The organism is Bradyrhizobium sp. WYCCWR15520 (genome assembly GCF_056174665.1).
Window position 1 is genome coordinate 30,592 of record NZ_JBWBWM010000045.1, and the last position, 21,397, is coordinate 51,988.

A 21,397-nucleotide genomic window follows, 5' to 3' on the forward strand; every position below is an offset into this window, starting at 1 on the left:
CGCGCCGATCGCACAGAAGGCTCTCGTACTCGACGCAAGCATGTTGGTTGCGCAACGGAGAATGCGAGCGGGCGAGGAAGTCACCCGCGGCTTGAAGTAGGGCCTTTGGTGCGCTCAGCAATCGCTCCCAGCGCTACATCGATCACTATGAACCGCTGAGAGTAGGGCCCGTTGCCCACCATTACGCCAATAGTACCGCAGATCCGCTATCGACGCTCCCGCGTGGCATAGCTTTGCTCGTCTGTGAGCCTACAACCTGACGCAGTGTGCGATTCAAGCAATTTCAGTGATGTAGCTGAACATCATTTCATTCGACAAAATGCGTCTGGCGCAATATCTGAACTACGTCGCGAGCACAGGTGCCAAATGCAGCCCGCAACAATCGCGTAAAATCCCTCCGCTGCACTCTTTTCCTACTTCCAAGAACATCTTGCGGGGGGGCTGGCAGGTGGGGGGCGCAAAAAACAAGATTAAAGCGCTACTTGATCAAGCGGCAACTCAAGCGCGCCAATTCGGGCGCGCGCTGCGGCTGTCAGCGAATTGCAGGGGTTCTTCTGCATGCAGGAGTGGCGTACGTGCCTCTTGCAGTGCGGGCTTCCGAGACATTGCAGCATAATGAGAGCGGCCCGAGCGAGCAGGTGATCTTGAAGCATCTGGATGGTCGAGACCAGGTGTTAAGAGACCTCGAGCAAAACCTAGCAGCGCCTGCGATTTCGGGGGGGCTCACGCGGAGAAGCCATGCGGGCCGCCTCCTGCAACATTATCCGCCGCATCCAAATGCTTGCCGGATCAGTATTGTGGAGAGCGGGCCACTGGATAGCCTCGGTGAATGCGGGAAGTGGGAGAGGAGTTTCGACGATCCGCAGGGGCATCGTCTTCGCGAAATGATGGGCCAACCTTGAGGGCATCGTCGCTATACGCTCAGTCCCCGATAGCATGGGAGGGATCATCGTAAAGCCCTGCACAGCGACCTCGATACGTCTCTTAAGACCGTGCTCAAGCAAAAACCATTCCTCAATATTGGGCCTAAGCGTCTGTCCGAACTTCGCTGCAACGTGTCCCATTGATATGTATTTGTCGAATGTAAGCTGCCGTGACAGCTGCTTGTTAGTGCGGCAGCCTACGCACACGAGTGTCTCCTCGAACAGTGTGGCTTTAGGATGCGCGCTCGACATGAACAATTCCGGTAAGACAAGAAAGTCGACCTCGCCGCGGCGCAGAAGCTCATCGGGCTCATCGATAAAGGGCAGAAATTCGAACCGGACGGCGGGAGCTTCCTGCGCGACACGGTCCAGTATTCTTCGAAAAAAAACAACTGTCATGAAATCGGAAAGCAGGATCCTGAAGCGGCGGTCCGATTTGGCTGGGTTGAACGTGTCGCGGGAAATAATGGAGAGCTGAATGTGGACCAGAGCCTCGCGAATCGGTGCTGCGAGCCGTTCGGCTCGTGGTGTTGGGACAAGCTCCCGGCCCCTCATCGTAAATAGTTCATCGCGGAAATAGTCGCGTAGCCGGGCGACGGCCGCACTCATGGCCGGCTGGCTCAGATTGATGCTGCGTGCCGCCGCCGTGAGATTGCGCTCGGTCATCAGAGCATCGAGCGCGACGAGAAGATTTAGATCAAGTCCTTTGAAGCGCATGGCGTGGAGTTATCCATCCTTTGGATGAGTTCAATAAAAATAATCGATTTTACCAATGTTGCCGAATGGCGGATAGCAAAGCCGTCGGTCGGGACAAACAAAAATTTCAGGCATATCAGGAATGCTTATCAGTCGTTGCCCTGGCTCCGCGAAAAAGTCTCAGCTGCACTCCGAGTGTCGATCGAAGCGCATGTCCATTGGAGGCAGGGTTTTCAATGGGTTGTGCAAACTGCGTCGCCGCGGCTCGACGCGACAGATGTGCCGCAGGTCTCCTCACCGCTCACTGCCGGTAAACGTTCGTATAGCTTCTCTAGTCGCTTCTATATTGGCCGTTTACCTCCGTAGAATTGATGCGGCCCGCAACTGCGCTCTAACGTGGCGATCAGTCAGGAGTTGCCGATTGCAGGCGCCAAATGCCTTTGCGACCCGGCCAAATGTATCGCGTGTCGATAGCAGTCAAATCGTGCGCAAAATGCAGGAGAAGTCCCCAGTGGATCTGGTGCGAATGGCACATGCGCTCGATGTAATCTCCGTCATGGATAGCGACGCATCGGTCCGTAAAGCGCTGACAGGCGCACTCTGCTTGAGCAGCGAAAAGTGCGAATCAGTCCAGTGCGCGGATGAGCTCTTGCAATCCAGCCGTCCTCTCAGCCCGTCCTGCTTGATAGCGAATGTTCAGTGGGCTGGAGTGGCCGGGCCCCTGCTATGGCAGCATCTGGCCGCAGCCAGCGTTTCCCAGTCCCCGGTGAAGCCATTCATCGAAAGCGAACGACGCGCGTGCATCGGATCCATCGTCAAACGCCATACAGTGAATGCGAGGCAACTATGAATATTGCCGTGTCCAGCTCTACGGCAGGTGTTTCCATGCGCTCGCCGGTGCGGTGGAGAGTGGTCTGGGAAAATGAACTGCGCCTCGCCGACCATATCGAACTCTCCGACTTCTTCCGAAAGACCTATGGTCCCACCGGAGAATTCAATGCCAAACCATTCGTAGACTATCGAAGTTGGGCCGGCGCGAGACCTGAGCTCCGTGTAATCGGCTACGACGCACGCGGCGTAGCGGCTCATATCGGCGCGCTACGCCGCTTCATCAAGATCGGAGACATCGATCTACTAGTGGCCGAGCTAGGATTGTACGGGGTACGTCCGGATCTCGAGGGACTCGGAATCACGCACTCAATGCGCGTGATGTATCCAGTACTGCAGAAGCTGGGCGTTCCGTTCGGTTTCGGCACGGTTCGGCATGCGCTGAAGGAACATCTTACAAGGTTGCTGGCCCGCCGCGGTCTGGCAACCATTATCTCGGGGGTTCGCGTGCGGTCCACCCTTCCGGATGTGTATCTGAACTTATCGCCCACGCGCGTTGAGGACGTGCTTGTCCTGGTTCTGCCGATTGGTCAGCCGATCAGCGAGTGGCCGGCTGGTACGGTGATTGATCGGAACGGGCCGGAGCTGTGACATACCTCGAACGCTTATGCGAAGTGCGCAGCGAATACGCTGACCGCACTGAAGATCGCGGCGTCTATCTGACGTTTGACGACGGTCCCGATCCACTGTGCACTCCGGATGTCCTGGATGTGCTCGCGGAACACCGAGTGCCCGCAACGTTCTTCGTCATCGGGGCGTACGCGGCGGACCAGCCGAAGCTGATCCGACGAATGATCGCAGAAGGGCACGAGGTCGCAAACCACACGATGACGCATCCGGACCTGTCCAGATGCGAACTCACCGAAGTGCAGTATGAAATACGAGCGGCGAGCAGGGTCATCAAAATGGCGTGCCCCCAGGCCCAGCTGCGGCACATGCGTGCGCCTTATGGGATGTGGAGCAAAGAGGTGCTCACCACGTCGGCGAGGGCTGGACTGGCCGCCCTGCACTGGTCGGTAGATCCGCGAGACTGGTCTCGTCCCGGCGTTAACGCGATTGTCGACGCTGTGCTGGCCTCTGTCCGGGCGGGTGCAATCGTGCTCTTGCACGATGGATGTCCTCCCGAGGAGTTGGGACGGGCTGGTCATGCTCGTGTTCGCGACCAGACCGTCTTGGCGCTTTCCCACCTGATTCCAGCATTGCATGGCCGCGGATTCTCAATTCGCTCGCTTCCTCAACCTCACTAAACAATCGACACACTCATGAATCTTCTTGCTACGACCAGCACTGTTGCTATTTCATTGTATGCGCTGCTCTCGACTTTCTACAAAAGCGCTCAGGTGCTTTATGCTCTGCCGACAAACGTTTCATCGGCTTCGGATGACGTGGTCGTTTCCGACGCTTTGCCGAGCGTGGATGTCATCGTCCCCTGCTTCAACGAGGACCCGCGCACGCTATCGGCGTGTCTGAGATCCATTGCAGGCCAAGACTACGGCGGGAAACTGCAGGTCTATGTGGTTGATGACGGTTCCGCAAATCTCGAAGCTGTAGCACCCGTTCACCACGCCTACGCCGACGACCCGAGGTTCAGCTTTATTCTTTTGCGAAAGAATGTCGGAAAGCGGAAGGCGCAGATCGCTGCGATACGAAGGTCGTCTGGAGATTTGGTGCTCAACGTCGATTCGGACACGATACTCGCCGCCGATGTAGTCACGAAACTTGCACGAAAGATGCAAGATCCGGCGATCGGGGCGGCCATGGGTCAGTTGACGGCGAGTAACCGAAACGACACCTGGTTAACCCGGTTGATCGACATGGAGTACTGGTTGGCTTGCAACGAAGAGCGCGCGGCACAGGCTCGCTTCGGCGCCGTTATGTGCTGTTGCGGCCCATGTGCCATGTACCGCCGTTCCGCGCTCCTTTTGCTGCTAGATCAGTACGAGACGCAGTTTTTTCGCGGAAAGCCAAGCGACTTCGGTGAGGATCGCCACCTCACGATCCTCATGTTGAAAGCAGGGTTTCGAACGGAGTACGTTCCCGACGCCGTCGCGGCAACAGTGGTTCCGGATAGGCTAGGGCCGTATCTGCGCCAACAACTCCGTTGGGCACGCAGCACTTTCCGTGACACCTTCCTCGCGCTGCGCCTGTTACCCGAACTTGATCGCTATCTAACGCTAGATGTAGTCGGACAGAATCTCGGCCCGCTACTTCTCGCCGTTTCAGCGCTGGCGGCGCTCGCGCAGCTCGCAATCACAGCCACAGTACCATGGTGGACAGGACTGATTATCGCATCAATGACCGTAGTTCGCTGCAGCGTCGCAGCCTTTCGTGCTCGCGAACTGCGCTTTCTCGGCTTTTCTCTGCACACACTCATCAACATCTTTCTGTTACTCCCCGTGAAAGCCTATGCACTGTGCACATTGAGCAATAGCGATTGGCTGTCACGCAAGTCTTCAAACTTACCAAACGAGGGTGAAACACAGGTCGTCATCCCAAACCCGATGGCTGGACCAAACGCTAACGGAGGTTCGGTCATTGCTGGGTCAGTTCGCAAGGATCTTTCGCGCCGGTCTTCGAGTTTCGTGGCGTCGAACAATATTTGCAGCGGCAAGTGAGTTGAAAGCGATTTAGGTGCACAAATCGTGAGTCGAAACAAGAATTATCAATCGTTAGATCTCGAATTGGCGAGCGACGATCCGTGGCGACTCGACGGTAATCCGTTCGAGCGGGAGCGTCACACACAGATGCTCCGGCTGTCGCTTGCCCAAGGGGTTATTACACATGGTCTGGAAGTCGGGTGCGCAGCCGGCGCATTCACAGAAAAGCTGGCACCCCACTGTCAACGGCTCACGGTGGTTGATGTTATGCCGCGAGCGATCGGTCGAGCGTGCCAACGGACGAAGAGGTGGTCGCACATCAAGTGGATAGCTTCCGACATCCAAGAATTCTCGACCCCAGAGCTGTTCGATCTGATCGTCGTGGCGGAAGTTCTTTACTACCTCGACGACTTAACGAAGATACGCGCGGCCATCCGCAATCTGGTGCAGATGCTTGCGCCAGGTGGGCATCTGCTCTTTGGATCGGCCCGTGATGCCGCCTGCAGGCGTTGGGGGCACGCTGCTGGTGCCGAGGCGGTCATCACCGTGCTCAATGAAACGTTGATCGAGGTCGAGCGCGTACACTGCCAGGGCGAATCGACTAACGAAGACTGCTTGCTCGTCTACTTTCGGAATCCAGTTCGAGTGTCCATTAAATCCAATTGCTGAGGAGACACTATGCGCATCTGCGGCATCAAGCTGACGCATGACGGGGCGATTGCTCTGGTTGAGGACGGACGGCTGGTCTTTTGCATCGAGCAGGAGAAACGGAGCAACAATCCGCGGTATCAAACCATCGACAATCTTGACGCAGTTGTTGTCGCTTTGGCGGAGCATGGTCTGGATCCGCAGGATGTTGATCAGTTCGTCATCGACGGCTGGGACGGGCAGGTCGAGTCGCAATTCGAAGTCCTCAGCGGGGTCGCGCCTATCACTCTCAAAGGGGCGCCGTATGTTGAACGGACTGCCAATGGCCTGCTCACGTCGCGCGACGGCTTTAACCTGATGCTCGACGGCCGGGTCTTTCCTTATAAAAGCTATCCGCACGTCACAGGCCATGTGGCCTCCGCATACTGCACGAGCCCTTTTGCCAAAGCCGGACACCCCGCGTTCTGCCTGGTATGGGACGGCTGCATCTTTCCCCGGCTCTACTACGTAGAACCCCGCGGCGCGCACTTCATCGAATGCCTGTTTCCGATCATAGGCCATGCTTATGCTGTTGCGGGCCATCACTTCGGACCCTATAGGCAGGCGAGCCGTACTAGCTGGGACCTAGGTGTTGCCGGCAAGCTGATGGCCTATATCGCACTCGGGTCTGTTGATGAAGGCATCGTGGCGGTGTTTCAGGAGCTCTACGAGGAGCGCTTTGCGGGCGGCACGGAGCATGCTCCTCGTCATCGTGCGGAGGTCAATAGCGAGGAGGCCTCACTGGAGGCTATGCACGACTTCTTCGAGGCGAGCGAGCTCCGATTGGAAGATAAGCTGCCCGAAGATGTGCTTGCATCGTTTCATTGTTTCCTCGAGCGTCTCCTTATCCGCCAAATGGCCAGTGCTTTGGAGCGGCATTCGTGTTTTCCGGGACCGCGCAATTTGTGCATAGCCGGGGGCTGCGGTCTCAATATCAAATGGAACAGTGCACTACGTGCGACTGGCCTTTTCGATGATGTCTGGGTGCCGCCCTTTCCGAATGACAGCGGCTCAGCAATCGGTGCCGCTTGCTCCGAAGTGGCGGCGGCCAATGGATTCGTGCCGCTGCAATGGTCGGTCTACAGTGGCCCGGCACTAATACCCAGCGATGTGTCGTCCGAATGGAACGCTGCGCCATGCAGTATGCGTGAACTTGCGACCATCCTCGCGAGCAACAAGCCCGTGGTTTTCCTCGCCGGTCGCGCGGAGCTTGGACCGCGAGCATTGGGTGGCAGAAGCATTCTGGCAGCCGCGACTTCGCCGGCAATGAAGGATCATCTCAACGACATCAAGCTCCGTGAACTCTTTCGGCCAGTCGCGCCGATATGCCTGGAGGATCGTGCGCCGGAAATTTTCAGCCCCGGAACGCCGGATCCTTACATGCTTTTCGATCACCAGACACGGACAGAATGGTGGAACAAAGTCCCCGCTATTATGCACCTCGACGGATCTGCGCGTTTGCAGACCGTTCCCAGAACCTCTCCGCACAAAATCGCGGAGCTCCTCATCGAATATGAAGAACTCACGGGCATTCCGCTGCTGTGCAATACGAGTGCCAACCACCACGGACGTGGGTTTTTTCCGGATGCCGCAGCAGCCTGCCAGTGGGGACGCGTCGAACACATTTGGTGCGACGGCCTGCTATGGACCAAAACGGCCGTAAGTGAGCGATCGCCGGCCGAACGCCTTCTTTCAGTCTAAGATGAACATATGTCCACCGTAGCAATCGACCTTAGCTGCGTAAGGAAGTCGTATGGCGATAAAATCGTCGTCGATGGGCTGTCCCTTGCTGTCGCGTCGGGAGAGTGCTTTGGCCTCCTCGGACCAAATGGGGCGGGCAAAAGCACGATTGCACGTTTGGTTCTCGGCATGGTAGCGCCGGACACCGGCAAGATGACTGTGCTCGGCGAGCCCGTACCGGCGCGTGCTCGCCTGGCACGTGCGCGCATCGGCGTGGTGCCGCAGTTCGATAACCTCGAACTGGAATTCACCGTCCGCGAGAACCTGCTGGTATTTGGCCGCTACTTCAACATGAGCGCACGCGAGGTCGAGGCAGTTGTGCCAGCGCTGCTCGAGTTCGCTCGCCTGGAGGGCAAGGCGGATGCTCGCGTCGCCGAACTATCTGGCGGCATGAAGCGGCGGCTGACGCTGGCGCGTGCGCTGATCAACGACCCACATCTGTTGGTGATGGACGAGCCGACCACCGGTCTAGATCCGCACGCGCGCCACCTAATTTGGGAACGCCTACGATTGCTGCTGGCACGAGGCAAGACGATTCTTTTGACCACCCACTTCATGGAAGAGGCCGAGCGGTTGTGCGATCGGCTGTGCGTGCTTGAGGCAGGACGCAAGATCGCAGAAGGCGAGCCTCGCGCGTTGATCGATGAGAAGATCGGCTGCCAAGTGATCGAGATCTATGGCGGCGATCCGCACGAGCTATCTTCTCTGATCAGGCCCTATGCCCGGCATGTCGAAGTGAGCGGCGAAACGCTTTTTTGCTATGCGCCAGATCCGGAGCAGGTGCTCGTGCATCTGCGCGGGCGCGCAGGTCTACGCCTTTTGCAGCGTCCTGCGAATCTCGAGGATGTCTTTTTGCGGCTGACCGGGCGGGAAATGGAGAGTTGAACGATGCGCGAAGGTTACGCTGCCGTCATGCCCGCCAACGCGTACAACTGGGTCGCTGTATGGCGTCGCAACTTTCTGGCGTGGAGGAAAGTCGCGCTTGCATCGGTTCTCGGCAATCTCGCCGATCCCATGACTAATCTGTTTGGCCTGGGCTTTGGCCTTGGAGTAATTGTGGGGCTCATCGACGGCACTTCATACATTGCGTTTCTGGCTGGTGGGATGGTCGCGACTAGCGCCATGACCGCCGCCACCTTCGAAACGATGTATGCGGCGTTTGCCCGCATGCGTGCTCAGCGCACTTGGGAAGCAATCCTGTGCACACAGCTCACGCTCGGCGACATCGTTCTCGGTGAATTGGCTTGGGCAGCCACCAAATCCGTTCTGGCCGGAACGGCAATTGCAGTGGTTGCCGCGACCCTGGGCTACGCAGCGTGGGCATCCATCCTCTATTCGATACCAGCAATCGCAATCACTGGCTTCGTCTTCGCGAGCCTAGCGATGATCGTCGTATCGCTTGCGCCAAGCTACGATTACTTCGTGTTTTACCAGACTCTCGTCGTCACACCCATGGTGTTCCTGTGTGGCGCAGTCTTTCCGGTGAGCCAGATGCCCAGCGCATTTCAGCGCGTGGCGAGCTTATTGCCGCTGGCACATTCGGTCGACCTCATCCGCCCAGTGATGCTTGGGGTCCCGGCAGGCGGCATAGGCCTTCATATCGGTGCACTGTGCATTTACGCGGTGCTGGCGTTCTTTCTCTCGATCGCGCTGTTTCGCCGGCGCCTGATGCGCTAGCCCGATATTCCGCAAACGCAATGTTGAGACACGATGCAGTACCGCGAATTCGGCAGGCCAATTGGGCCTCGTGTTACGATAAATGGAGAATGAGATGTTCTGTCTAGGGGTGAGCGGCGGGCTAGACAAAGTCCATGAAGACACACGTGAGTTTTCGAACACATTTCTGCACGATGGCGCTGCGGTGCTGGTCCGGGACGGACGCGTGATAGCGGCCGTTGAAGAGGAGCGCCTCAATCGGATTAAGCACTCTAACAAACTCCCAAGCCGTTCGATAGAATACTGCCTTGCAGCCGCCGGGATCCAACTCAGCGACGTCGATCGTATCGCGTTCTACGCGACCGAGACCTATTGCAACGCCATGCTCGAAAGCCTGTTCGGGTCCCAACCGGACGCTTCCATTCCTTTGGATGCCAAACTGGTGATGCGTAACTTACTAGCGCAGGAGTTTGGTACGGAGGTCGATCCGTCGCGTGTCTCTTTCGTAAGTCACCATCAGGCGCACGCCGTAAGCGCCTTTGCGATGTCTGGCTTCGAGCAAAGTCTGATCCTCGCGATAGATGGCGCTGGTGATTTTCTCTCCGGCCTGTTAGCTCTGGGGTCTGGAACCGAAGTGACCCAACTCGCGACCTTCCCGGAGAATAATTCTCTCGGCCTATTTTATCTCGAGACGATCCGGTATCTCGGCTACGGCTTATTCGATGAATACAAGGTAATGGGGCTCGCCCCGTACGGGGATCCGGCTCCTTATCGGGAGCTTTTTGAGCAGTTCTACGAACTGTTAGACAATGGTGGCTACCGCGTCTATCTCGACCGAATTGGTCCGACGCTGCGCCGGAGCATCCAGGTCCGGCGAAAGGGAATGCCATTCACACAGCAGCATCAAGATGTGAGTGCTTCATTGCAGGAAGCCTTGGAGAGGATCGTCTTTCACATTCTCCGTCATCATCGCGAAGCCACCGGTATGAAGCGGTTGTGCCTGGCTGGAGGGGTAGCCCACAATTGCACTATGAACGGCAAGCTGCTGTATTCAGGGCTTTTTGAAGACATCTTCGTGCAACCCGCGGCGCATGACGCTGGCTGCGCGTTGGGTGCTGCACTAATGATGTCTAATGAGCTGGGCCGGCCCGCCCCACGCGAGCGGCTGCAGGAGGTCTACTGGGGTCCTGATCTCGGGAGCGAGAGCGCCGTGCAGCAGGAACTGGAGGCATGGGGTGGACATCTTGACGTCGAACGTAGCGACGACGTGGCAGGTAGTGCAGCCGAGTGGATGGCAAATGGCGCCGTGATCGGCTGGGTGCAGGGTCGTTCGGAGTTCGGGCCACGTGCGCTTGGCAACCGCAGTATTCTTGCCGATCCTCGGCCTGCCGCAAACAAGGACCGGATCAACGCGATGGTCAAAAAGCGCGAAGGCTATCGACCGTTCGCGCCATCAGTACTGGAGGAGGATGCGAGCGAATTTTTCGACCTTCCCGACGGCACGCGCGAATTTCCCTTTATGAACTTTGTCGTTCGCGTGCGCGACTCCAAGCAAAGCGTGCTCGGTGCCATAACGCACGTCGACGGCACTGCGCGACTGCAAACAGTATCGCGCAAGACAAATCCCGCCTACTGGGAGGTTATTAATTCGTTCAAGAAGCGGACGGGCATCCCAGTTCTGCTCAACACGTCCTTTAACAACAATGCCGAGCCGATCGTGGATTCGGTTGCAGATGCGATTACCACATTTCTGACGACAGAGCTGGATGGACTTGTGGTCGGCCCGTTCCTCGTCAAAAAGCGGGTGGCAACGTTGGAGGATTGGACCGCGCTCGCGGTTTCATTGCCGCCTTATGCACGACTCCAAGGAGTCCGCGCTTATACAGCGCGAGATCGCCAGGAGACGGTGTACCAAATCCGTAAAGGGCGCTCCAGCGGTGACAGTGTGCGTATTTCACAGGACGTGTTCGATCTACTGATGCAGATCGAGGGCGAAGCCGTACTTGGGGATCTCCTGGATACTAATACGTTCGATCAGGCTAGGCGTGAAACTGTCGTTAAGGAGCTCCGGCGGCTATGGGAGAAACGCTGCCTCCGGCTGCATCCTTCACATGCTGCTCGCGTGCATCAAAACAATGATCAAATGCTGGAGAAAGTATAACGCCCACCATGAATATTTCGGTGTGCATGTCTCCGAATGCGAGGGAGCGCGGGCGGGCATATCCGGTGACTGGACTCATGCTTAGTAGTCTTGGGCGCTGCGCCAAAGCACGAGCTCAGGACTGCAAGCGTCCCAGCACAGCAGTTCTATTCGACATCGTACATGCCGGAAAGTGCTTCGAAGAGCTGCTGCAACAAGGCGGATAGGAAATCAAGCATGTCGACTGCAATAGTTTCGCGTTGCTCCTCCATGGTAGCAGGCTATGAAGTTCTATCAGCCAAGTTGGCTAACATCACCATCGCTGACGACAGTTGCATCGGGCGAAACCATACTTAGAGTTTCCGTAAACCCTATCTCCATGCGGTCTTCCCTTAACGAGAAAACACAAATGCTTGTTGGCGGCTTGACGAACGATCGGTTCGTTGTTTCTCGACGACGTACTGGTTTCGGTGATTGCCTGTGGTCGCTGGCGTCAGCCTGGCGCTATGCGCAGCGGACGGGGCGGACTCTAGCCATTGATTGGCGTGGCTCCTGTTATCTCGATCAACCCTTCACGAACGCCTTTCCCGTGTTCTTCGAGCCAATTCGAGACATCGCTGGCGTACGGGTTATCTGCGATGACAAGATCAACCAGCTCTCATTCCCGGGGCCTTTCTTCCCGTCATGGTGGAATCAGCCATCGATTGACTGCGTTTACCGCCCAGATGAACAGATTTTCCGAGAACGTGACGAGCTGAGTGAGCTTTTCCAAGCCGAATATGATAGTGAAGCCAACACCGTGGTGTGCGATGCTTGTTTGATGTGGCGTTGCGATCAGGATGCCGAACGACAGATATTTCGGAGCATCAAACCGAGGCCTGAAATTCAAGCTCGGATTGACGCGCTATATCAAGAGCACTTTGAAGGGCGCAGCGTAATCGGGGTTCATGTTCGACACGGCAACGGCGAAGATATAATGGGGCACACGCCCTACTGGGCGGATCCGGAGCTCGCCTTGCGGCAAGTATGCACTGCCATTGATGCAGCCAAAGCGCTATCACATCGAGGACCTGTAAGGGTATTACTGTGTACGGACAGCGCGCAGGTGCTTCACAAGTTGTCGGGTCTGTTTCCCGATCTTTTCACGATCCCAAAACGCTTCCAAGCGGATCAGGCCGGGCCATTACATAGTGCGGCACTAGGAGCCGACGGCGGGATCTCCGCTCTCATCGAGATGTATCTTCTCGGGCGATGCGATACCGTGATTCGCTTTCCACCGACTAGCGCCTTCACGCGCTATGCCCGTCTCTTCGCGCCGCGCATTATTGAGTTCGATTTGAACGATCCTAGTCGGTTGATCTTGATTGATGAATCCTCCGAACATCTCCTGGCTTTATGAAACTTGCAACCCGCACCGTCATCGATCATATCGACGCCTCCTTCCATTTGCGCAGCATCGCCGTTCGTGATGTCGGATGCGTCTTTCGTTAAGGTTCAGAACTGCGACAAAGAGCGTCGTCGCACTGTCGCCATCGAGCAGCCGATCACGGTTCGTGTGGAACACGGTGGCATCCCACTCATCGATAGACAGTCCGACAAATTAGCGGAAAAAGATAGTGGTCGAGCTGCTCGATCAACTGCCGCTCACATCGCACGTGTAGAACGCTTCCGGGCTCGGCTAGACGTTGCCGTTCCGAGCTATGGAGGGGTCGAAAGCCGAGGAGGAGTTCTCTTCAGCTTGCCTGTTTGGCGCACCGGTTTCCGCCAGATGCCGCACGAGCTCCTCGCTAGGCGCGGCGTAAATCCCACCAGGTTTGAAATATCTGACGATATTGTTCGGTTACGGCCCGACCTCGATCCACGATCCCGGCTTGCTGAACGTGCCGAGGTTCCTGCTCATAACCGAGCTCTATCAAAAGCTCATCGCCGATTGCGTCCGTTATTGCTTGCATCTCTTGAATGCTCAGTTCCATTTGCCAAGTGTAGACTGAGCGGCCATCGACTGCCTTTCTCTTTCGATCCCCGAAGCGACTGGAGCGAAGATATTCCGGCTGCTGCAGCGTCGCCGATGCAATGCCCGTTGGATCGTAACCGAGCCCAGCGATGACGCGCCGAATTTCCTCATCGGGGCGCGCCACCAAATGTTCGTACCGCACCACCTGCGTCTGCCGTCGACCTCGGTGCGCGGCGAGCGCAGGTAGGCCCAGAACGAGATCGGCGAGAGAAGATGTGATATCGGGAGGCAGGCTAAGCACAAGATCGGAGAGATCAGATAGGCTGGCGGGCGGCCAACTTTCTGGCACCAGCGGGATGCCCCACGTCGATTTCAGTGAAGCGGCAACAGCGTAGGGATTACGTAATAGAAGGATGTGTGGCGCTTCTGGATAGAGAGAATCCAAGAAATCGAGGACCATCCAATAACGCGGCGTCTTGTCTACGAAGGTACGCTTGCCCGATGCTGCCAAATATTGGCCGTAAGCCGCATCAGCAAAAGCGCGACTGACGATAGTACGATCGATTCGGCCCAAAAACTCGGAGGTGGCATCCTGAATCAGTGATGCCCCCGCCGGGTGACGGTGGTCCACTCGGCCAAATGCCTCAAGTGCCAGCATTAACCAGGGCTCAGGCGGCGCTACAATATCTGGGTGCTGCTGGAGCAAATGCGACAGCAGTGTCGTCCCCGACCGGGGAAGGCCGAGGAGAAAGCAGACCGCAGGCAAATCGTTGGCATCTCGGCTCATGGTTCCACCCCCTTATGCTTGGACGACGCGAGCCGCCGCCCGCCTCCCTTTGTCCCGTTGAAAGAAATAACAGCAGCCGTGCTGTTCCACATGTGACCGCGTGCGCAGCATCGTGACATGAGGAGGACTTCGCCTGCATCTTCCGCATGATCTGCGAGCTATGGAATTCGATCCATTTGGCCGGATCGCAGAAGCATTTGGCACCAGCAATCGGCAGCTCCTGATTGCTCGCAAAGCAAAGGCGACGTCGAGAGTGGGTTCACTTGTACGTAGATAGGCGGGTGATACAAAAAAGGTTGGAAAAGCTATACGGAAGTTTATCGGAGGCAAATGCTTACGCGACGCGGGGGGCACTTGTCGCGTTAAGCCGGCGCGGTGCAGCTTGCGTCGCCGCCGGAGAAGGTGGCCGCAATGGGCATGCGGTTCGGTTGACTCGCCGCCGCACGTGGAGAGATCTTCTCAGAGCCATGGTGAACATCGATAACCATTCTGGATGCCTGAATTCAATTTGTCCAACTGACGTTTTGCTATCCGTTTCTTCCAATTGTTAAAATCGATTTTTTTTGATGGAATGCATCCACGCGCTAGATAAGTCCGGATCATGCGTTGAGGGCCTCGATCATCTAAATCTGCTCATCGCGCTCGAGGTATCGCTTTGGTGGCGGCAGCTTTGTGAAGTTCGGTCGTCTTTGTGCGGATCTGGCCTTAAGTCTAGCTTTGAGGTCATATGCGAATGCTGGTGAAGGTATTGGGCGCCGCTCGCGTTTGCCCGTGCAAAAGTCTCGGAAGACGAAGCGCTGATCGCCCATCAGAAGCTTAGGATCGCCAAGCTCGAGCGGAGGATCTACGGCGGTCGACCGGAGCGATCATCGCGGCTGATCGACCAGTTGGCGCTGACCTTCGAAGAGCTGGATGGCGCGACTGACGAGCTGTCTGCGCAGCAGGCTGTAGCCAAGACGACGAGTGTGCGCGTATTTGCGCGAAAGGCGTCCCGAACGCCAGACCGTCACCGGTTTTTCTTCAGTAGACCCCATTGACGCTGCAGCTTCGAGAGTCGATGGGCTTTCACCGCCGCATTATGAGTCTTCCGAAACTCGTCAGTTTTTGGACAGGTAAGTCTTATAGCATTGAGATACTGTCTATCTGGACTGCGATGTGAGGCTTGATCTGCTGCAGAGGAGAGGGGGATGTATTGCCCTAACGAAACAACCCCCGTACCCTTTCGTTAACCGTCGATTCCGTCCGGACGTGCTGGTCTTGCTGCAACTGCCCTGTGGGCGAATGGCGCAGCGTGTTCGGCGGTTCTGTGGTTGCAACCGCGCTCCGTGATCGCCTGCTTCCTCGTTAGTCGGTGATCACCATCCCTGGTGAGAGCTACCGGCTTCGAGAAGCGCGGCTCCGGCGCACTCCCTTCATTTGGCTACCGAGAAGACGGATCGATGAATGCAGAACGGGCCCAGCTTGGCGCTGGCACTCCTTCCGAAACTTCCGAATCAGAAACCTCCGAACCAGGGTCCCCGGCCGCGGCGCAGTGGGCCGAGGCCTTGACCGAGGCGGAGGCGTCCGCGGCCGGCCCCGCCTCGTCGCAGGACCTGGTCCTGACGGGCCGGGCTGCCGAAGAGGGGCAGGGCGAAGACGAGAATCGGCAAGAGGCGGTAAGTCGAACGAGGGCTTGGCGGGAGGCGGGCGATGTCGATCAGCCGCTGGATCTGTCGTCCCTGTCCCTGACCGCCTTGTCCGCTCCCCTACCGCCCGAGCTCCGGCGCCTGAACGTCGACAACAATCAGCTGACCAGCCTGCCCGACCTTCCAGCCGATCTCCAGCGGCTCCGCGCCAGCAACAATCGGCTGACCAGCTTGCCCGACCTTCCGGCCGGGCTTCGGCGGCTCTACGCCATCGGCAATGGGCTGACCAGCCTGCCCGCAGACCTGCCGCTCGGGCTCCGGCGTTTGAGGGTCGACGACAATCAGCTGACCAGTCTGCCCGATACTCTTCCGGCAACGCTTCAGGATCTCGACGCCAGCGGCAACCGGCTGACCAGTCTGCCCGACCTTCCAGCCGGGCTCCAGCGCCTGAACGTCGACGACAATCAGCTGACCAATCTGCCCGAGCCCCTCCCGGCTGAGCTCGAATGGCTCAGCGCTAGCCACAACCAGCTGACTAGCCTGCCCGAGACGATTCCCGCGGAGCTCCTATGGCTCGGCGCCAGCAACAACCAGCTGACCAGCGTGCCAGAGACCCTGCTGACGCAGCTGGGCCGTGAGTCCAGCGTCAATCTGGAGAATAATCCGCTGCCCGAGGGGGTACTGACCAACCTGGCGACAGCCATGCATGCCGGGGGCTATGACGGCCCGCAGATCTTTTTGTCTATGGCCGGGGGAGCGGTGCAAGTCCAGCCGCAGGCCCTGCACGAGGTTGTCGCGCACTGGCTCGCGGGCGACACTGAGGCAGTGGCCGCCTGGCAGCGCTTCGCCCAAGAGCCAGGTGCTCAGGACTACGCACGCTTCCTCGACAGGCTCCGTGGCACGGTGAACTATGGCAATGAGGCGTTCCGGCGGGTGGTGGTCGAGGATCTGCGCCAGGCGGCGGTCAGGCCGCGATTGCGCGAGCAGTACTTCGCCGCGGCTTTGGGAGCGAGCGAGAGGTGCGAGGATCGCATCACTTTGGCCTGGAACGGCATGCAGACCGCACGCCTGAACGCTGATGTCGAGGGCGGAGCGTATGACAGGCGGCTCGACGAACTGCTTCAGCGCGGCCGTGTGATGTTCCGCTTGAGGGCGCTGGACGGGATCGCGCGCGAGACGGTCAACTCGCTCCGCCGTGCCGACCCGGACGCCGACATCGACGAGATTGAGGTCTATCTTGCCTACCAGACCCAGCTGCGCGACCCTCTGGAGCTGCGGCACGTCGCCCCAGACATGCGCTTCTTGAACATCTCTCACGTGACAGAAGACGATGTTGCCAGGGCCGCGACGACGGTGCGGGACCAAGAGGCGACGGGATTCGCGGACTACCTGGCAAGGGGCTGGCAACCTTGGGATAGCGTGGTGAGACGCATCGCCCCCGAAGATCATGCAGCGATGCAGGAGCGGCTCATCGATGCGATGGGAGATGAGTTTCAAACTCGCCTGAACCAGCGTCTTGCCGAGCATGGTCTGACAGGCGACCCCGATGCCGAGCGGGAGCTCGGAGCTCAGATCCGCAACGAAATCGCCAGCGAGATCACGGGTGCGCTAACGCGCCAGGTGCTCGCAAAGCACGGGCTCGAGCTGTGAAGCGGCCGTTCATGCGAGGACTGTCACTCGCTGTTTCGGCCGTCGCCGCGGTCGATTGCGCGATCGAGATGAGAGATCATGCCTGCCTGGCAGCTCCGCGGCCGCAGCAGCAAGCCGAGCTAGCCGACCGTGAGCCATCGCCACGCTCAAGAAGGACTGCGATGACGGAAGGCCGTCGAGAAACGCTTGCAAGGGAGAGCTTGCTGCCGCCTATCGTGAGACCAGTTCGATCACGAAATGATGAATTGGAATGACGTGGCCGGTAGCGGAGTGGCGGATTGCTCAACAGCAATACCTCATTCCAGCGCATCGAACGGTGTGAGAGCGAACTAATCGCCGGCGGTTCTGATCTGCGCAGCAATTTAGCTGACGGACCTGGCCCGACCGCATTGACAATACTTGCGATAAAGCAGCGCGCATAAGGGCCATGGAGCAAGACGGAGTCAAACTGGTCGTGCCGCGCACATTACGCGAGACTCGAAAATCGGCTTGTGCACCTGCGTTTGCTATTGTCCGAAAGCAAACGCGCCCGATGTGGGGAACCCGCCAAGCTGTTGCGAGCGCGACATTGGGCCGCAAAACGCGTGAGCGTTCCTTCGCATCGCGCTGGCCCAAATCCTGCACCGCGTTCACGGGCGAGGGCAAGAGAATTGGGAGGCGCGTTTGAGTCTCGATCTGAGAAACGACGAAGCGGTCGCTAGTCCACCGTCGGCGACCGACGTGGGCTGTCCGTTTCACACCGATAGAGTCCGCATCCAGCAGGGAGAACAGAAGACGCTGGTGCTAACCGGCGCGTCGCGCGGCATTGGTCACGCCACCGGAAAGCTGTTTTCGGAAGCGGGCTGGCGCATCATTTCTTGCGCGCGCCAACCATTCGATAGCGGACGCTGCCCGTGGAAGTCAGGGGCCGACAACCATATCCAGGTCGACCTCAGCAACCATCGCATGCTGCCGCGCGCCATCGCCGAGATCAAGGAGCGCCTCGCAGGCGCGCCATTGCACGGCTTGATCAACAATGCCGGCATTTCACCGAAGACGCCGAATGGCACTCGACTGACGGCGTTGACGACGTCAGTCGAAACCTGGATGAAGGTGTTCCACCTCAATCTGGTGGCGCCGATTCTGCTCGCGCAAGGCCTGTTTGAAGAGCTCAAAGCAGCGTCAGGATCGATTGTCAACGTGACCTCAATCGCAGGGTCCCGAGTGCACCCGTTTGCCGGCTCCGCCTACGCGACATCGAAAGCCGCGCTCGCGTGTCTCACGCGCGAAATGGCGCACGACTATGCACCGCACGGCATTCGCGTGAATGCGATCGCGCCCGGCGAGATCAAGACCGATATTTTGTCGCCGAACACGGAAGCGCGTCTTGTACCAAATATTCCGCTGCGCCGAGTGGGCACACCCGAAGAAGTCGCGAAGGTCATCTTCTTCCTATGCTCGGATGCGGCAAGCTATGTCACGGGCACCGAGGTGCCGATTAATGGCGGCCAACACCTGTGATCGAATGTACCTGCAAGAAACAAGTCGCAGCTGATTTGATCTACATCAACGGAATTCGTGTTCCCACGGAACGCGCGCGACGAGTTCGCAAGAGCAGAGAATAAGCAAGTCAAAGCACACTGTAATTTTACCGTCGTGTCGCGATGCAGTTTTACCATCGTGCCATAATAAGAAGTTATCTCTTGCGTCATCCTAAAATGGGGCGAGATCGAGGATGACATGCAACACAATATTCGAAAATCCGAACAGGATGACAGGGAGGATGGTCATAACAACGGAGACGTCGTCATGCTGCATATCCCTTCCGTGCGCGAAAGGCCTAACTCAAACTCCGAGACGGACGACGCGCTCCCTAATGTGCCGTTGTACGAGAGCGCGATTATCGGGATCTTCGAAATATCGAAAGTGCTCACCGCACCCTGCCGGCTAGAAGTCACGCTGGCCAACGTCGTCGATCTTCTGCAATCGTTTGTGCAGATGCGGCACGGCATCGTCTCTCTGTTCCACGATGATGGCGTGCCGGACATTACCGTGGGCGCCGGCTGGAGCGAAGGGAGCGACGAGCACTTCCGGATGCGCCTGCCGCAGAAGGTAATCGACGAGATCGTGACGTCCGACAAGTCGCTCGTGGCCGAAAACGTAGCAGTGCATCCGAGCTTTAGTGCTGCGGACAAGGAGGTGCTCGGGGCCTCCGACGATACGCCAGTTTCGTTCATCGGCGTTCCCATTCGCATCGATGCGAATGTCGTGGGCACGCTGACGATCGATCGCATCCTAGACAACGCGTCGAGCGACCGGCTCGATTACGACGTCCGGCTGCTCACAATGATCGCCAACCTAGCGGGGCAGACAGTGAAGCTGCATCGGCTGTTCGCGTGTGACCGCGAGCGACTGATGGCGGAGAAGGACCGGCTGCAAAAGGAATTGACCGAGCTCAAACAGCCTGCGCGGGAGCGCAAGAAGGTCCATGTCGAGGGGATTATTGGCGACAGCCCGGCGCTGCGCAGGCTGCTCGAGAAGATCGCCGTCGTAGCCAAATCAAACAGCACGGTGCTGTTGCGCGGCGAGTCCGGTACCGGAAAGGAGCTGGTCGCTAAGGCCATTCACGAGCGGTCGGCACGCGCCAAGCGGCCCTTCATAAAACTCAATTGCGCGGCGCTGCCTGAGACGGTACTGGAATCCGAATTGTTCGGTCATGAGAAGGGGGCCTTTACCAGCGCGTTCACTGCGCGCAAAGGCCGCTTTGAGCTCGCCGACAAGGGAACGCTATTTTTGGACGAGATCGGCGAGATCTCGGCCTCATTCCAGGCAAAGCTGTTGCGCGTACTGCAGGAGCAGGAATTCGAGCGCGTCGGTGGCAACCAGACCATTAAGGTCGATGTTCGCGTGATTGCCGCCACGAATAAGAACCTGGAAGAGGCGGTGGCAAGGAACGAGTTCCGCGCCGACCTCTATTATCGCATCAGCGTGGTCCCCTTGCTGCTGCCGCCGTTGCGCGAAAGGCGCGGTGATATTCCGCTCCTCGCGACCGAGTTTCTCAGGAATTTCAACAGAGAGAACGGCCGCACGCTTACCTTCGATGCAAGCGCGGTTGAAGTACTGACGAACTGCGGTTTTCCCGGAAACGTCCGCGAGCTTGAGAATTGCGTGCAGCGTACCGCCACTCTGACACCAGGACCATCGATCGTGAGAGACGACTTTGCCTGCTGCCACGGCCAGTGCCTTTCCGCGATGCTGTGGAAGAGCGGATCGGAAGAGACGGCGCTGCAGTCGGGGCCGATCCGGCCAGTGACTGCTAAGCCCGCCGCGCCGCCGGCCGAGGCTGCTACATCGATCCCGCCTTTCGGCAGCGAGCTCGCCCCGCTGGCACCGGTCGGCGCAGCTCTCGTAGGTGGTGCGAAGATGGCAGATCGCGAGCGTGTCATCGCGGCCATGGAAAGATCCGGCTGGGTACAGGCAAAGGCGGCGCGCCTGCTCGGACTTACGCCGCGCCAAATTGGCTATGCCCTGAGGAAATATGGCGTCGAGATCAAGCGCTTCTAAAGCAGTGTCGGACTTTGGGTGTGTCGGGGCCGTGATTATAGCCGCTTATGGCGAATAGTTGGCGAAACAAAATAGAGGCGTGATGGTTTGGGGCGGTCCTGGAGCCGCGATAGGATGCGGCCCCCCCGTCAGCGCCGGTTCTGGCATCATCGGATAAACCGCCCGGCACAGGCGGTCCCTTGCCTTCTACGCTCGTGCGAACGCGAAGCTGTCAGCAAGAATCCGTTGGCCATGTCGCCATCGGCCATTAGCTCACGGCCTGATACCGTCAGTGAGACCATCGGGGGCTGTTCGACCTCGTTCGATTCGCGCGGCATCGTATGCGGCGACCGCTGCGCGATGCGGGGCCTGCGCAAAAGAAACCGCCGTGTGCCTTGCGGTCGCAGACGCCGCAAGCGTATTGCGGCGCCTTGCTCCTCTCGACGCGAAGCATCGTCCAGTGCAACTCGGCTCAGGGCTTACGCCCTCTCGTGAGCGCAGCGGCCGCTACGAGACCCAAAATCGCGTGTGG

At 58.2% G+C, this 21,397-nt stretch carries 14 protein-coding genes and 1 pseudogene; 13 read left to right on the plus strand and 2 right to left on the minus strand.

Features of this window, described 5'->3' with window-relative positions:
* Window positions 1–695: 695 nt before the first annotated feature.
* A complete protein-coding gene (nodD1, locus tag AC0QUY_RS35435; protein ID WP_161855488.1) occupies window positions 696–1,640 on the minus strand; it encodes a transcriptional regulator NodD1 in 945 nt (314 codons plus the stop codon).
* Between the two features lie 825 nt (window positions 1,641–2,465).
* Between nodD1 and AC0QUY_RS35440 the strand changes: the two genes are divergently transcribed.
* From AC0QUY_RS35440 to AC0QUY_RS35480, 9 genes are all read left to right on the plus strand, one after another.
* The gene (locus AC0QUY_RS35440) at window positions 2,466–3,098 is read left to right on the plus strand and encodes a NodA family N-acyltransferase (protein WP_305764714.1); all 633 of its coding nucleotides are present in this window, start codon (window positions 2,466–2,468) and stop codon (window positions 3,096–3,098) included.
* Complete coding sequence (gene nodB, locus AC0QUY_RS35445; protein WP_161855487.1) at window positions 3,095–3,754, plus strand: chitooligosaccharide deacetylase NodB; 660 nt, start codon at window positions 3,095–3,097, stop codon at window positions 3,752–3,754. Before AC0QUY_RS35440 ends, nodB begins: the two co-directional genes overlap by 4 nt.
* Before the next feature lie 15 nt (window positions 3,755–3,769).
* Window positions 3,770–5,122: a chitooligosaccharide synthase NodC gene (gene nodC / locus AC0QUY_RS35450; protein ID WP_161855486.1), complete on the plus strand. Its 1,353-nt coding sequence runs from the start codon at window positions 3,770–3,772 to the stop codon at window positions 5,120–5,122.
* Window positions 5,123–5,149: 27 nt separating this feature from the next.
* On the plus strand, window positions 5,150–5,773 hold the full coding sequence (gene nodS / locus AC0QUY_RS35455) for a nodulation methyltransferase NodS (RefSeq protein WP_161855485.1): 624 nt from the start codon (window positions 5,150–5,152) through the stop codon (window positions 5,771–5,773).
* Window positions 5,774–5,782: 9 nt separating this feature from the next.
* Complete coding sequence (gene nodU / locus AC0QUY_RS35460; RefSeq protein ID WP_161855484.1) at window positions 5,783–7,492, plus strand: nodulation protein NodU; 1,710 nt, start codon at window positions 5,783–5,785, stop codon at window positions 7,490–7,492.
* Window positions 7,493–7,501: 9 nt separating this feature from the next.
* Window positions 7,502–8,416 (plus strand): nodulation factor ABC transporter ATP-binding protein NodI, encoded by a 915-nt coding sequence (gene nodI, locus AC0QUY_RS35465; RefSeq protein ID WP_161855483.1) that lies wholly within the window; start codon window positions 7,502–7,504, stop codon window positions 8,414–8,416.
* A 3-nt stretch (window positions 8,417–8,419) separates the two neighbouring features.
* Window positions 8,420–9,208, plus strand: coding sequence for an ABC transporter permease (locus AC0QUY_RS35470; RefSeq protein ID WP_161855482.1), 789 nt, complete (start codon window positions 8,420–8,422; stop codon window positions 9,206–9,208).
* Window positions 9,209–9,302: 94 nt separating this feature from the next.
* Complete coding sequence (locus AC0QUY_RS35475) at window positions 9,303–11,348, plus strand: carbamoyltransferase family protein (RefSeq protein WP_161856796.1); 2,046 nt, start codon at window positions 9,303–9,305, stop codon at window positions 11,346–11,348.
* 262 nt (window positions 11,349–11,610) lie between these two features.
* Window positions 11,611–12,726 carry a nodulation protein NodZ gene (locus AC0QUY_RS35480; protein WP_371419328.1) on the plus strand — a complete coding sequence of 372 codons (1,116 nt, stop codon included), beginning with the start codon at window positions 11,611–11,613 and terminating at the stop codon, window positions 12,724–12,726.
* Window positions 12,727–13,114: 388 nt separating this feature from the next.
* Here AC0QUY_RS35480 and noeE read toward each other — a convergent pair whose 3' ends face one another.
* Window positions 13,115–14,068, minus strand: a complete 954-nt coding sequence (gene noeE / locus AC0QUY_RS35485; RefSeq protein WP_475390652.1) for a nodulation protein NoeE — start codon at window positions 14,066–14,068, stop codon at window positions 13,115–13,117.
* A gap of 752 nt (window positions 14,069–14,820) precedes the next feature.
* Here noeE and AC0QUY_RS35490 point away from each other — a divergent pair.
* The 4 genes and pseudogenes from AC0QUY_RS35490 to nifA form a co-directional block, all read left to right on the plus strand.
* Window positions 14,821–15,073 (plus strand): annotated as a pseudogene (locus AC0QUY_RS35490) (IS66 family transposase); the annotation flags it as partial.
* A gap of 434 nt (window positions 15,074–15,507) precedes the next feature.
* Window positions 15,508–17,343, plus strand: coding sequence for an NEL-type E3 ubiquitin ligase domain-containing protein (locus tag AC0QUY_RS35495; protein WP_161855480.1), 1,836 nt, complete (start codon window positions 15,508–15,510; stop codon window positions 17,341–17,343).
* Between the two features lie 720 nt (window positions 17,344–18,063).
* On the plus strand, window positions 18,064–18,843 hold the full coding sequence (locus AC0QUY_RS35500; RefSeq protein WP_246738771.1) for an SDR family NAD(P)-dependent oxidoreductase: 780 nt from the start codon (window positions 18,064–18,066) through the stop codon (window positions 18,841–18,843).
* 288 nt (window positions 18,844–19,131) lie between these two features.
* Window positions 19,132–20,886, plus strand: a complete 1,755-nt coding sequence (gene nifA / locus AC0QUY_RS35505; RefSeq protein ID WP_474417148.1) for a nif-specific transcriptional activator NifA — start codon at window positions 19,132–19,134, stop codon at window positions 20,884–20,886.
* The last annotated feature ends 511 nt before the right edge of the window (window positions 20,887–21,397 follow it).

What these genes read in the sequence shown, in the direction of transcription:
- AC0QUY_RS35495 (WP_161855480.1), top strand. Translation starts at nt 15,508, where the DNA reads ATGAATGCAGAACGGGCCCAGCTTGGCGCTGGCACTCCTTCCGAAACT.
- AC0QUY_RS35480 (WP_371419328.1), top strand. Translation starts at nt 11,611, where the DNA reads ATGAAGTTCTATCAGCCAAGTTGGCTAACATCACCATCGCTGACGACA.
- nodD1 (WP_161855488.1), bottom strand. Translation starts at nt 1,640, where the DNA reads ATGCGCTTCAAAGGACTTGATCTAAATCTTCTCGTCGCGCTCGATGCT.
- nodC (WP_161855486.1), top strand. Translation starts at nt 3,770, where the DNA reads ATGAATCTTCTTGCTACGACCAGCACTGTTGCTATTTCATTGTATGCG.
- AC0QUY_RS35440 (WP_305764714.1), top strand. Translation starts at nt 2,466, where the DNA reads ATGAATATTGCCGTGTCCAGCTCTACGGCAGGTGTTTCCATGCGCTCG.
- nodU (WP_161855484.1), top strand. Translation starts at nt 5,783, where the DNA reads ATGCGCATCTGCGGCATCAAGCTGACGCATGACGGGGCGATTGCTCTG.
- nifA (WP_474417148.1), top strand. Translation starts at nt 19,132, where the DNA reads ATGCTGCATATCCCTTCCGTGCGCGAAAGGCCTAACTCAAACTCCGAG.
- AC0QUY_RS35475 (WP_161856796.1), top strand. Translation starts at nt 9,303, where the DNA reads ATGTTCTGTCTAGGGGTGAGCGGCGGGCTAGACAAAGTCCATGAAGAC.
- nodI (WP_161855483.1), top strand. Translation starts at nt 7,502, where the DNA reads ATGTCCACCGTAGCAATCGACCTTAGCTGCGTAAGGAAGTCGTATGGC.
- AC0QUY_RS35470 (WP_161855482.1), top strand. Translation starts at nt 8,420, where the DNA reads ATGCGCGAAGGTTACGCTGCCGTCATGCCCGCCAACGCGTACAACTGG.
- noeE (WP_475390652.1), bottom strand. Translation starts at nt 14,068, where the DNA reads ATGAGCCGAGATGCCAACGATTTGCCTGCGGTCTGCTTTCTCCTCGGC.